General features: G+C 38.9%; 14 protein-coding genes. 7 read left to right on the plus strand and 7 right to left on the minus strand.

Features of this window, described 5'->3' with window-relative positions; genetic code table 11:
* Nucleotides 1–101 precede the first annotated feature (101 nt).
* A complete protein-coding gene (hpf, locus tag CAL6303_RS03910; RefSeq protein ID WP_015196526.1) occupies nt 102–761 on the minus strand; it encodes a ribosome hibernation-promoting factor, HPF/YfiA family in 660 nt (219 codons plus the stop codon).
* Between the two features lie 641 nt (nt 762–1402).
* Between hpf and lipB the strand changes: the two genes are divergently transcribed.
* Nucleotides 1403–2047 carry a lipoyl(octanoyl) transferase LipB gene (lipB, locus tag CAL6303_RS03915; RefSeq protein ID WP_041739062.1) on the plus strand — a complete coding sequence of 215 codons (645 nt, stop codon included), beginning with the start codon at nt 1403–1405 and terminating at the stop codon, nt 2045–2047.
* A 12-nt stretch (nt 2048–2059) separates the two neighbouring features.
* Here the strand turns inward: lipB and CAL6303_RS03920 are convergent, their stop codons facing one another.
* Complete coding sequence (locus CAL6303_RS03920; RefSeq protein ID WP_015196528.1) at nt 2060–3922, minus strand: alkaline phosphatase family protein; 1863 nt, start codon at nt 3920–3922, stop codon at nt 2060–2062.
* Between the two features lie 573 nt (nt 3923–4495).
* Between CAL6303_RS03920 and CAL6303_RS03925 the strand changes: the two genes are divergently transcribed.
* Both CAL6303_RS03925 and CAL6303_RS03930 read left to right on the plus strand, forming a co-directional pair.
* Nucleotides 4496–4684, plus strand: coding sequence for a type II toxin-antitoxin system Phd/YefM family antitoxin (locus tag CAL6303_RS03925; protein WP_238993772.1), 189 nt, complete (start codon nt 4496–4498; stop codon nt 4682–4684).
* Nucleotides 4681–5067: a type II toxin-antitoxin system VapC family toxin gene (locus CAL6303_RS03930; protein ID WP_015196530.1), complete on the plus strand. Its 387-nt coding sequence runs from the start codon at nt 4681–4683 to the stop codon at nt 5065–5067. The genes CAL6303_RS03925 and CAL6303_RS03930 overlap by 4 nt, the downstream gene beginning before the upstream one ends.
* A gap of 62 nt (nt 5068–5129) precedes the next feature.
* Here CAL6303_RS03930 and CAL6303_RS03935 read toward each other — a convergent pair whose 3' ends face one another.
* From CAL6303_RS03935 to CAL6303_RS03945, 3 genes are all read right to left on the minus strand, one after another.
* Nucleotides 5130–5861 carry a DUF3239 domain-containing protein gene (locus tag CAL6303_RS03935; protein WP_015196531.1) on the minus strand — a complete coding sequence of 244 codons (732 nt, stop codon included), beginning with the start codon at nt 5859–5861 and terminating at the stop codon, nt 5130–5132.
* Nucleotides 5862–5975: 114 nt separating this feature from the next.
* Nucleotides 5976–7139, minus strand: coding sequence for an extracellular solute-binding protein (locus CAL6303_RS03940; RefSeq protein ID WP_015196532.1), 1164 nt, complete (start codon nt 7137–7139; stop codon nt 5976–5978).
* Between the two features lie 75 nt (nt 7140–7214).
* A complete protein-coding gene (locus CAL6303_RS03945; protein ID WP_015196533.1) occupies nt 7215–7493 on the minus strand; it encodes a DUF2470 domain-containing protein in 279 nt (92 codons plus the stop codon).
* Nucleotides 7494–7825: 332 nt separating this feature from the next.
* On the opposite strand from CAL6303_RS03945, the gene CAL6303_RS03950 reads away from it, so the two are divergent.
* A complete protein-coding gene (locus CAL6303_RS03950; protein ID WP_015196534.1) occupies nt 7826–8548 on the plus strand; it encodes a metallophosphoesterase family protein in 723 nt (240 codons plus the stop codon).
* 58 nt (nt 8549–8606) lie between these two features.
* Here the strand turns inward: CAL6303_RS03950 and CAL6303_RS03955 are convergent, their stop codons facing one another.
* Nucleotides 8607–9464 carry a M48 family metallopeptidase gene (locus CAL6303_RS03955; protein ID WP_015196535.1) on the minus strand — a complete coding sequence of 286 codons (858 nt, stop codon included), beginning with the start codon at nt 9462–9464 and terminating at the stop codon, nt 8607–8609.
* 524 nt (nt 9465–9988) lie between these two features.
* Between CAL6303_RS03955 and CAL6303_RS03960 the strand changes: the two genes are divergently transcribed.
* The 3 genes from CAL6303_RS03960 to CAL6303_RS03970 all read left to right on the plus strand — a co-directional run bounded on the left by CAL6303_RS03960 (nt 9989) and on the right by CAL6303_RS03970 (nt 12070).
* Entirely contained in the window at nt 9989–10516 is a 528-nt protein-coding gene (locus tag CAL6303_RS03960) for a DUF4330 domain-containing protein (protein WP_015196536.1), read from the plus strand.
* A gap of 348 nt (nt 10517–10864) precedes the next feature.
* A complete protein-coding gene (locus CAL6303_RS03965; protein WP_015196537.1) occupies nt 10865–11209 on the plus strand; it encodes a hypothetical protein in 345 nt (114 codons plus the stop codon).
* 129 nt (nt 11210–11338) lie between these two features.
* On the plus strand, nt 11339–12070 hold the full coding sequence (locus CAL6303_RS03970) for a glutathione peroxidase (RefSeq protein ID WP_015196538.1): 732 nt from the start codon (nt 11339–11341) through the stop codon (nt 12068–12070).
* Between the two features lie 322 nt (nt 12071–12392).
* On the opposite strand, the gene CAL6303_RS03975 is transcribed toward CAL6303_RS03970, so the two are convergent.
* On the minus strand, nt 12393–12698 hold the full coding sequence (locus CAL6303_RS03975; protein ID WP_015196539.1) for a hypothetical protein: 306 nt from the start codon (nt 12696–12698) through the stop codon (nt 12393–12395).
* Between the last annotated feature and the right edge of the window lie 384 nt (nt 12699–13082).

A 13082-nucleotide genomic window follows, 5' to 3' on the forward strand; every position in this document is an offset into this window, starting at 1 on the left:
ATGCGAAACTAGACTGTAGAGACGTAGCACTGCTACATCTCTACTTTGTTTTTTGTTTCCACTCACCAGCTAACTAATAACTGTTAACTGATTACTGATTCTCACTTGCGAAACTTTTCCGACATTACTAAATTATGGTGGTTAGCTTTCCCATTTTTACCATTACTATGCCCATTACCGTTAGTATTTTTCCGGGGTTGAATCACACCATAACCACCATGGTTACGTTCATAAATAACGTTAATTTCTCCAGTTTCACTATTATTGAACATATAAAAATCATGCCCCACTAATTGTAGATGCTCTAAAGCTTCTGAAATTGTCATGGGTGACATGGCAAAGTACTTAGTGCGAACTACTTCTTCTGGAAGTTCTGGAGTCCGAGAACCAATTAAATCGTTCACAATTGGTATTTCAGCTTCGACTACCTCAGATATATCATTCTCAACGAGATTATTTTTTTTGTTTTGAAGTCTTTCTTTATATTTCCTCAACTGACGGGAAATTTTATCCGCAACTAAGTCAATACTGGCATAAAGATTTTCACTACTTTCTTCTGCACGGATGACATTTTTGTTGGCATAAATTGTTACTTCTGCCGCTTGAACCGGACTCCGGTTATTGCGGGCAACACTTAAGTGTACATCTACCTCTGTTGTTAAAGTTTGGAAATGGCTAACTGCTTTTTCTATTTTTTGATGAACGTATTCGCGGATTGCATCGGTAATCTCGATATTTTTACCATGGATGACAAGTTTCATATAATAATCTCCCGCTGAATATTGTGTTGTTTGATGTCGAAATAACCCGTTGCACAACTATACAAACGCTGTTGTACCAAGATTATTTAGGTTTGAACCAAAGAAATGGAATGATGAGCTTGATTTACACAGTTGCGTTGAGGTTGTGAAACATAGACTCACAAATCGTCAGTCTGCTGATTGCACTCACAACCAAAAACAATATTGGCTGGGATTTCATTTTATAATTGTTGCCAAATCCCTAACCTCAAAATTCTCCAAAATACTAACCAATGCGGAAACAATCAGTTAGTTAAACCCGCTTTGCGGTTCCTCCTCTGCATTCACTAGCTGGAAATCGAGTTCAACAAGTAATCTGAGAAATTTTATTCACTATGAGCAGTCAAAAAACATTGGACATCATCGACCAGTACATTCTTACTTCTGCTTCTGGTGAGATGTTATTGCTGAGAAACCTCCTCAACACCATTTTGTTTATCTATACAAGCTAGCATTTTGTATTTTAGAAAACAGCTTACTTTTACTTTCCTTTACAATCTTTTGCAGAGATTGACAATAACTCAATCTTCTTAAGTATCTTGCAATACTTCTTTTTGCCAGTAATTGTGTGTTTAGACACTATTTGTAATAATAATTTTCCCATGTCATATTGTTCGTTATATAACCAAGGATCAATGTCTTATTTAGAAGCTTTAGCTTGGCAGCGATCGCTTTTACAATCCCGTATAGATAATCCTGATTTAGAAGATGTCTTAATTTTGCTGGAACATCCACCTGTATATACTTTAGGGCAAGGAGCAACCCTAGAATTCCTCAAATTTGACCCCGAAAATACTCAGGTAGAAATCCATCGAGTTGAGCGGGGAGGAGAAGTAACTTACCATTGTCCTGGGCAAATCGTGGGATATCCAATTTTAAATTTACACCGCCATCAACAGGACTTACATTGGTATTTAAGACAACTAGAATCAGTGTTAATTAAGGTACTGAGAGTGTACGGACTATCAGGCGATCGCATTCCCGGTTTAACAGGGGTTTGGGTAGAAGGTCGCAAAGTGGCAGCAATTGGCATTAAAGTTAAACGCTGGATAACTATGCATGGTTTCGCATTGAATGTTTGCCCTGATTTGAGTGGTTTTGAGCAAATTGTCCCCTGTGGTATTCCCGATAAATCCGTTGGTAGTTTATCTCAGTGGATACCGGGAATTACAACCTTGGAAGTGCGTCAAGAGATTATTCGGGCATTTTCTGAGGTATTTGGTTTAGAAATGCGGGACGCAACATAGCAAATTCCCTGTTCACTGATTCAACCCCAATGTTCTCCCAGGAAAACCAGCAACATCGAAGTAACGAGTTTTACCAACAGTTTGGTATTTAAGAATAGTTTTCAAACCATTTGCAGCAGGTTGAGATTCCATTTTAAAAGACTTTGCGGTGATATTATCTGGCTGACCAACCAAAGTTTCTGTTAATACTCTTCCTGTGAGTTTTCCTTGGGGTTTGAGTTGTAAATTGAGAATTTTGGCAATTGTGCGGGGAACATCAGCATTACTTACAGGGGCAAAATCCTTGTATCCTTTTTTGAAATCCGGACCAATGGCACCCATCGTATTATAGGTGTCAGCACGGCTAAAACTACCATGCATTCCTTGTCCTTGTTGGAAAAAGGTGTCGGAAACTTCTACACCACAAGCAGTAGGGGTGCCGCAACCTGAATCAAAGGAGCGAAAATTAACTAAGATAGAAGGCTTAGGAGTACGAGCATTTCCCCGTAGTGCGATCGCTTCTGTGGATAAAGTCCCTGGTATCTTGCCCAAATCATTGTCAACGAAGATTCCACTCACATAATCTTGCTTGAGTAATGAGTTAACTATTTTTTGCGCTAATTCCTTTTGTTTGGCTTTATTGGCTATATAAATCAAGTCAGAACCACCATTTGCAGCGACAAACACATCAGCTTGCTGTGGATTCTCAGCTAGCATCGTACTTTTAGATGATTGTCCTTTGGTAGGATCTATTGGGCTATTATTTTTATCAGGGTCAAAAAGTGATAATTTTAGATCCTTGGCTAAATCTATTGCCAAAAAACTCGATGGTAAGAAACCTTTGGGTACATCTGGATAACTTAGAGTAGCTGCATAACTAGTTTTACTTTCTTTGCTAATGGTGGAAAAACCATGATCCGCAGTTACAAATATGTTGGTTGTTTCTGCCAATCCCAAATCTTGTAAAGCAGTGCGAATTTGTGCCAGATTTTTATCAGCATTTTGCCTTGCTGCTTGGACTGTTGCCCCGTTAATGCCTGGTACAATTTGATTAAGACTATCACCGTGGTTGTGCTGAGTACCATCAGGATCTCGTGACCAATATACCAAAATAAAAGGCTTTTGACGCTGTTTAAAAAGTGGTAATATGACTTTAGATGTGACATCAGCAAAGTACTGTTGTTGGGTAGTATTCGCAACTTTGGTACCAGGAGTTTTAAAATCACCACGATTTTTATTTTCTCCCCTTTCTGGGGTGACTTTAGGTAAGGAATTTTTATCCAGTAACTTGCTAATTTCCTCGTTTAAAGCAACACCTTCTTCCTTCCCTGTATCATCATCAAAAATAATTGTCTGTTCACCTGTTTGTAAGGTTACATCCTGAATTAAAACTGGTCCAATTTTTCCCAATGCTGCTGTACTAAAATCAGCTTTCCTCGCTATTGCTAAAAGTGTCTGTTCGTTGAGAAAGTTTTCCCCAAATTGTTTATTGATTTCCCGAATCACACCATTATTCCCCAAATAGGGAACCAAGCTATTTTTAGCACTTTTAACTGGAGTATTTACCTTAATGGTATTGCTAAAATCTCCCGTATCACCGAGAAAATGTCCTGTAGCAATTACTGAAGCATTCGCAGTGGTGAAAGTAGGGAATATGGAGTGACTGTTGAGAAAAACTACACCTTGTTCACGTATTTCATTTAGAGTCGGAGTATCGCTAGAGTTTACCCAATCTGGACGTAAACCATCAACAACAAAAATTATGGCATTGTGGGGTTTAGTTGATTGGGAGACCTGTTGAGGGGTTTTATCTGGTATTTTGGTACATGCAGCGAAAAGCGCGATCGCACATAGCACTAAGTAGATCCAACGATGACGATGTGGTGAAATCTGCATTTGCCCTGAAGATCATAAAGACACCAAGATTGTATTACCTAGATGGTAATTTTGCTGAATTTGATAGTCATAATTTTTTCTTAACCAAACTGTAGATCCCCGATTTCTTTGAGGATACTCTTGGCAAATGGTAGGTTTAACCCCTCACTCCAGCAATTTCAGGACTTACGCACGGACTATACTATTTGCGTCATTGCGACGTAAGGAAGCAATCTCAAAACCCGATTTTTTGGTAACGAGTGCGTAAGTTATAGATTTAATAGGCTTTTCGAGCATAACTCCATAATGCCCAGTTGAAAGTGTTGATTTACCATTAAAGTGAAGGGTGTGCCACCCTTTGAGAAGCCGGGGATCTATGAAATTCTATGTGTCTCAGGTTATGTAAAATATAATTAAAGTAATGCTTATGGAGAGTGTACTGATGACAGCAAGCATGACAATTGAAGAAGTTAGGGACTTGCAATTAAATAATATACCGATATACCAATCAGACTTTACCGTTTTATACTGGATTCAGAGTTTTCATCTGGTACTTTATTTTGACGCTAGTCCCTTACCATCAACCTGCTTGATTTGCTAGATAGAGTTAATCAAGGTGAGGAGATTACCATTCTCAAAGATGGTGAGCAGATTGCTCGACTTGTTCCCCCATTGCCTACTTTACCACCCAGAGTTCCAGGTACCGCAATCGGAATGATTACCATCGCACCTGATTTTGATGAACCTTTACCAGATGATATCCTGGCAGCGTTTGAAGGATGAAAGCACTTTTGGATACCCACACATTCCTCTGGTGGGTAACGAATAACCTGCAACTATCATCAACTGTAAAATCTATTTTGAGCGAACGTAATAATCGGATTTTTTTTAGTGCTGCGAGTTCTTGGGAAATTGCAATAAAAGCTCAACTCTCAAAGCTAGAATTACCTAGTAATCCTGAAGTATATATTGCAGAACAACTAGAAATCAACTCATTTCAAGTTTTGCCGATTGAATTAAAATATACTTTGCAAACTTATTATTTGCCCAATCATCACAAAGATCCTTTTGATAGAATTTTAGTTGCTCAAAGTCAAGTAGAGAACCTTCCCCTACTAACCTTAGATCCAAAAATTGCTCAATATCAAGTTAGTATAATTTGGTAGAGGAATAACCAAAATTTCTCGTGATGAAATATTAGTAATTTGATTAATACTTGTAATATTGATTAATCATGTTCATTTAATTCATACTCCAAAAAATATAAACCTGATTCTTGCTTATCTTTTATTTGCGTTAGTCCATTCTTTAATGCTTGCCATTCCCACTCTGGAATACTACGAAAAACACGATTAATATCTCTTTTATTACCAGTGACGCAATTTATAACTATTGGGTAAAAATTTTCCCAATGCTCGCTTTCTGGATTTTTGCTTTCTTCATACAGAGCAACAGTTGCAAACTTTGTCCCAATTGGTATTGTACCCTTTGTTGTCCATTTTAATGGCTGAGATAATATTCTAATAGCGGGATATCTAACTTCACGTTTTCTTAAATCCGTAAAAACTGCCAATAAAAGAGGTTTTGATGAAACAACAATTCCCGGATTAACACAACCATACATAAAATGCTCTCGTATGCGATGTATTAGAAATATCAGTTTATTTAAAAGTGGAGAAATCAAGTACCAGAAAGAAATATCAAATATAATTATCCCTAGTAATGCAAAAGGTAAATTATCTAAACTTTTACCTTGACGGATAACTCTAAATAATCCAATTCCAAAAGCCCAGTTGATGAAAAAAATCATCACAGCTAGCAATATCAGTGGAAAAATTAATTTTATTGGTTCCTGGGGAAAAGAACGAATCCAATATAAATAATTGACTTGCAAAGCTCCAGGGTTAGAAGCATAAGTAGTATCATCTAATGTGAAAGATTCTTGATATTTTTCTCTCATTTGGATAGCCTAATTTTGATAATTGTTTATTACCCAGATTGTCGTCACACTATTTGAATAGGTTTGACAATCTAGTCTTACAATTAGGTTTCCCAAAAGGATCACTTCAAAATGCTACTGCAATTTAATTTTGTTGAACAAATCTTGGTACTGCTTCTCTACCTCTGCTGCTAAAGGAAAAATAAATTCACTTTTTTCCAGCAATGCTTGATTACTAATCAAGAGTTTCTGTAGTTGGGGTTGAATATCCTCAGTTGTGATAGTTGTGGGAATTGGAGAATTAGTTTTAGTCAAAACAGACACTTTATTCGCTATATCTGGTTGCCAATAGAAATTAATCCATTGTGATAATAAATCTACCTGATTTTGACTATTGATGGGATTTACCCACATATCTGCCCAAATTGCGGTACCTGATTCGGGTACGATGGCTGAAAGCTGAGGATAACGAGTCATTACTGGTAAAATATCATGCGACCAACCAGTAGATATTAAAGTATCTCCCAGAAGTAAAGGTTCCAGGTATTTACTGGAATCGTAAAACTTGACATTCTTATTTAAAGACTGTAATTCAGCTTCTAATTGAGGAACCGTAGATAAATCCTGGGTATTGTAAGATTTACCCAGCTTTTTGAGGGTTAAACCGATTATCTCACGGGGATGATCTAGAAGCGAAACCCGATTGCGTAAATCATCCCTCCATAAATCACTCCAATCTTGGGGTGCCTTCAACCCCAAATCAGCAAACTTATCACGACGATAGATCATCATCGTACTACCCCAGCGGTAAGGTGCAGCCCAAACCTTTCCCTGAGAACTGGGAAAACCACGATCATCACGGGTGACAAGTTCTTGCCATCGTGATGGTAGACTTGACCACTGAGGTAATTTTCCCACATCTAAAGGGCGAATTAGCCGACGTGCGATCGCATCTTGGAGATAAGAGTCACCTAGCGTTACTAAATCTCCTGGAACCTTGGTTTCAGAGTTTCCCATCCCAGGAACCCACCTCAACCAGTTTTGCTGTTTTGGATCTTTTTTGGCAGTTCCCCAAGCTTCTAACTGCTGGAATATATCCTGGAGTTGCGGTTGGAGATAAATTTTTAAATCTACCTTCTGTTTTCCTAATTGTTTTTGATATTGATCAATTACTAGGGAAGGGAGGGATTTTTTTAATAAGTTAACACTAAATTTACTTTTATTTTTAGCACCACACCCAATTAGTAATTGCGTAGTAGCAAAAGTACTTGTACCAAATAAAAAGGCTCTTCGATCCATTGAGATTACATATTAAGTAATTTTAATCATAAACGCGGATAGAAGGAGACACCCTAAAGCGTCCCCCTATCGGAACTATTTAGTCACCCTTGCTTGTTTTAGCATCGCCACTAATGTATGATGAGCATCCTCAGCATTAGCCAAAACATGGTCAAATTGGATTCTCACTGGTGTTGCTTCCCCATTAACTTGTGCAGTGAGATTCATCCCTTCCGCGTCAATAGAGTCCATTTGAGCCACAGTCGCAGTTACACCACCATAGGCTTCAGCATACAGTGCGATCGCATCACCATGATCTTTATTCATGTGGCTGCAAATACGAGAGCTAATTTCCGGAGAAAATTCTTCAGACATAATATAAACCCGAATGATTGCTACATAAATACGATACTACTCCAAGCTCAGATCTTGCTTTCAACAGTTAACCAGATACTTCAGATCAACTAGAAATGAAATAAGATTGATGCAGCCGTTTTTACAGTAAAGGGACTTCCAACTAGAAAAGTACCCCAAATTTTCTTGTGGTGTAGGCAAAATGCCTGCAAATTATCAAGGAAGGACAGGATAACCATCCTACAAAATTGGGTAATTTATTTTTCGGTGATACCAAACACTACTTTTATTCCTGAAATGGTCTAATTATCCCCGTAGCACGAGTCATAAAAATCACTTTATAATCAAAACTAATGAGGGAAATTCCCAAGCGTCGAATTATTATCGGAGATATACACGGTCATTATGAAGGATTAATGACCCTGCTGGATGCGATCGCGCCTGCATCGGATGACGAAGTTTATTTTTTAGGTGATTTAATTGATCGTGGTCCCCAAAGTTCACAAGTAGTGGAATTTGTCAAGTCCAGCAACTACAATTGTTTGCTGGGAAATCATGAACAAATGTTGGTAAATGTTCTCACAAATGAAAACATATCCCCAGCAATAGCACAAGCATGGCTCTATAGTGGTGGCAAAGCAACAATTGCCAGCTACGAGGAATCGAAGATTTACCCAGAACACATAGAGTGGTTCATGAGTTTGCCAACATATTTAGATTTGGGAGATATTTGGTTAGCACATGCGGGGGTAGACCCCAAATTATCCCCATTAGAACAAACAACAGAAGAACTATGCTGGATCAGAGAAGAATTTCACACCATCACTAAACCCTATTTTCCCAACAAACTAATTATTATTGGTCACACTATCACCTTTACCTTACCTGGTGTGAATCCTGGACAATTAGCAAAAGGATGTGGTTGGCTAGGAATAGATACTGGTGCTTACCATCCCCGTAGTGGTTGGTTAACTGGTTTGGATACCACCAACGATATTGTTTATCAAGTTAATGTTTTACAGCATCAAACTCGCACCCTCACATTAGAGAGTGCCTCAGCTGATGTTAAATGGTAGTAGAGATATTCCACTGGAACATCTCTGGGATATTATAAATATTCTGGGTTGATTCAATCTAACTTACTACTAAAGGTCGAATATTATTTTTGTACGCATTAGTATCTAAACCTGCGGTACTTGTTGTTGGCTGAATACTAATACCCTTCTTTAAAGCAGTAATGCGATCGCCTGTTGCTGGATGAGTGCTTAAAAACGTTGGAGTGGAGCGTTTATTATTCAGTAGTTTCTGCATAAACGAAACCATCGCAGATTGAGCATACCCAGAACGAGAAAGAGATCTCAAACCACGACTATCAGCATCAAACTCATCCTTGCGACTGCGAGGTAAATTCAACGCCAAATTTACACCTAGAGATATAGCTTGATTGCGATCTAATCCTGTAGCTGTAGCAATACCAGATGCAACAGCTTGTTGTCGCATCTGCTTCATTAAATGCTTTCCGCCAATATGACCGATTTCATGGGCAATCACACTAGCAAGTTCAGCTTCATTCGCAGCAGTTTTCAATAAACCAGTATGCATATAGACAAAACCACCCAGAGTCGCAAAAGCATTCACAGTATCATCATCAACCACCTGAAAAGTGTATGGTAGATTTGGGCGATCGCTGTTAGCCGCTAACCGCTGTCCCAACTGCTGAATATAACTATTTACTTGAGAGTTGCGGTAAATCTTCACTCCCCCAACTATCTCTTGATTCATCTGCTTTCCTAGTTCAACTTCCTGACGTTCTGACATACTAGAAAGCTGAACAACTTGAACACCTCGCAAAATTAAAGGCAACCAATCAACTGCTTGGGATGGTAAATAGGTACCCAAACACAAAGAAAGAGTCACCATTGCCGAAATCAGCGGATATAGCCAACGACGACGAGAAAAAAAATAATTCACAGAAAAACACTTTAAATTCATCATAATTCCGGTCTGGAGGAGTTTTCCTAGAACTTAATGGTAGAACTTAAAACCATGTGACGTATTTTAACTTGTCTAAGTTGCATTTGAGACTTCAAGCAAAAAACCGTATTCCACTAGCTTACTCAGCTATTTCCTCCAAACGTACCAAAAGATGATCGCAAGAGGCAGGGGGAAAAGGAGCAGGGAGAGCAAGCCCTTTCCACCTGCGTGGAGCGGAGTGGAACATGGGTACAAGCCCCGTTTTTAGGACGCTTATACGGGGCGGAGTCCAAGCTCTGTCCCTGTCTTCCCCTCTGCTCCCTGCCCCCTACCCCTTTTCCTCTTTTTGACCATTTTCTAACTTTAGTCACTAAAAACAACAGTCATGATACACTGTCGCATGGTTATAGATTCCTCCATTCTCAAATTCTGCAAGCAAAACCAAACTGCTGCTTCCATTTTGCTCAGAATAGACTAGTACATCAAGTCAGTCCTTTACGTCACTACAAAGACTTTTATCGCTGTGATTTAGGAAAATTTTTATGGCTATTTTAGATTCAAAAGGTCGGTTATTTGGTAAATTCAACATCCTTGATGCTGGAGCTATTTTTGTAATTTTATTAGTAGTTCTGGGTATATTTTTCTTCCCCAGTGGAACTGGTTCCCTCGCTCAAATTAACACTAAACCTGTACCCATCGAAGTGGATCTAGTGGTGCGCGGTTTGAATGTGCGCGATATCCAACAATTGGCTAAGTATGGACTCAAAGAAGGTGGCAAAACCAAAGTTATTATCCGTCAGCAACCCTATGGTGGGGATATTACAATCAAATCAGTTCAAGAACTACCTCGGACTCTCACAATACCCCAACCTGATGGTTCAGTCAAAGAGTTACCTGATCCTCGGAAAAACAACTTTAGTACTGATATGCTGCTAACTTTGCAAGGACAAGCGCAACTGGCTGAAACTGGTCCAGTGTTAGGCACTAATAAAGTCAAAATCGGTATGACTTTTGAATTAGAAGGCTATAACTATAACTTTAATGCTTCCGTCATTGATGTGCGAATTTGACGCTATTGATCTGTCAAGATAAAAATGACGGTTGCAGAGACGCGAAATTACCCTCCGGGAAGCAAACTACGCGTCTCTACTAAGGTTTTGGCTAGCCTGTTGACTTTGATGTAATTTTCACGCTTTTTGTTCATACAGTTTTTGTGCCATTCACTGGTTCCCAGGCAGAGCCTAGAAACCGTGATTTTGACGCTCCATCTGATATATGGAGTTTTACATAATTGGTAAAATCCATACAGGAAAGCTTAAGTAGTTATCTTTCGGTCTGATTTTCTGGTAATTAAGTTATGCTGGTTATGGCAGATTAGGAATAAGTTAGCCTTAATTAATTGGTAAAGACTATAAGTAATGCAAGTTCTCAAAAGATCTATTAAACCAGAAACCTATATTTCATTCCTCTACATCTACGAAACTACTTGGGGGAAAGCTGGTGATATCTGTTTAATTCGTGAATCTGTAGCGAATTCAAGTGTGTCGAAGTTTGTGGGTCACAAAATCAGATTAGCACTTCCAAAAGGTCTGGAGCGCGATCGCATAATTGGTTTACCTATTATCAAGGTTGCTGGTAATGTTGGCGAAGGACATCCCAAAGAACATAAAGACGAATGGGAAGCCTATGAAGGAATAAATAAGGAGATTGCGATGGCAGCCCTTAAACCTTGGGGCTTTAAGCTGATTGAGTATGATGAGTAAGCTAGCTATATCCCTTCAGATTCTGAATGCGATCGCATCACAAAACAAAGCTCATCTAGTTATTTCTACCTTGACAACTCATAGTCATTCCGATTACGCTTAAGATGTTTTGCTAAGGAGTCAATTTCCATGTTACCCAACCGCGAAGGACAACGAGTTCCTAATGTAACATTTCGCACCCGTCGTGACAGTGAATGGGTGAACATCACAACGGATGATTTATTTAAAGGTAAGACAGTGGTTGTCTTCTCCCTACCCGGTGCTTTCACTCCTACTTGCTCTTCAACTCATTTACCCGGCTACAACCAGTTAGCAAAAGCATTTCACAGTAATGGTGTTGACAGCATTGTTTGTATGTCTGTGAATGACACTTTTGTTATGAACGAGTGGGCAAAAGATCAAGAATCTGACAATGTGATACTAATACCCGATGGCAACGGTGAATTCACTGAAGGCATGGGTCTTTTGGTAGATAAAACAGACCTAGGATTTGGTAAGCGTTCTTGGCGCTACTCAATGCTGGTGAAGGACGGTATCATCGAGAAGATGTTCATCGAACCAGAAGAACCAGGTGATCCTTTCAAGGTGTCAGATGCAGACACAATGCTCAAATACATCAACCCCAACGCAAAACAACCTATTTTAGTCACCTTGTTCACTAAAGTTGGCTGTCCTTTCTGTGCCCGTGCTAAAGCATTGTTAAAAGAGAAAGGTATTGATTATGAAGAGATTATCTTGGGCAAGGATATTAGCACCCGTTCCTTAAAAGCTGTTACAGCTGCCACAACAGTTCCTCAGGTATTCATCGACGGAAAATTGATTGGTGGTTCCGATGACTTAGCTGCTTACTTTCGAGCTTAGTATTTATTGAATAGTCTTATTTTGAGGGTTAGCTGTGAATTGATAGTTAAACGCTAACCCTCCAATAACTTCAATTTTTAGCCATTAGGTTCATTCAAAAAACGTAGTCAGTGAAGACTTAGACGGGTCACTATAGCTTGCTCGATTACTCTTACAAGCTCAGTCCCTTTAGGGCTGAGTTACTGACCAGAAATAGGATGTTTACTAGTGTGCTGCGAACCTTTTCCTAATGCACCGCGAACTTTGTAGAGAATGGGTTAATTTGCGAGTAAAACGCCTATTTTCTCCTTCAAAAGTTGCGGTGTAGAAACATAAATGTTAATTATTCTTCAGGCTCTTGAATCATATTTCCCAAAAACCCTTGTATTCTCATTCTTTCAATATAGGGCCATCCACCCTTCGCTTCAATATCCCGCAATAGTGCGTATAACCCATGACGGGTATCAGGTAAGTTTTTTTGAAACACTTCTTCACGAATTTCTCGATGTAAAGATTCTAACTGCCGTAGTAATGTCAAAATAGCGATGGGTTCACCTTGACAAAAGGTAACAGCATCATGTACCAACGAACTAATCTCATCCAGCTTGCTTCCTAACATTAATAATTCCTGGTTTTTATCTTGATCCACATCACCCTCCAAAAATCAATTCAATTTCAACGAAAAAGCAAATTCCTCAACCAAGCTTTCTTGTAAGGCAAATCATACCCCTAATAATCACTGTAGACCGGAGCAGTCACCAAGTTTTGTCTCAGGGGTGAATATTGAAAGACCGAATTGCCTCTTATTCATTCAATCTAGCCGAGATTCTGCGTTTATATTTGTGCCCAATTTGACTGTCATAGCACGTCAGTAAAATCTAGGGGAAATCTTAATACAGGAACTTTTGACTTTAGGTGAGTAAAAATCGTAGGATCTGGCTGAAATACTTAATAAAACAATTGCACTGTATGTACTAGTAACTAGTACGTACATTGGATTAAAAGTGCGTAGGCATAACCAATCCTGGACATC

The sequence above is a fragment of the Calothrix sp. PCC 6303 genome (assembly GCF_000317435.1).
GTDB lineage: Bacteria > Cyanobacteriota > Cyanobacteriia > Cyanobacteriales > Nostocaceae > PCC-6303.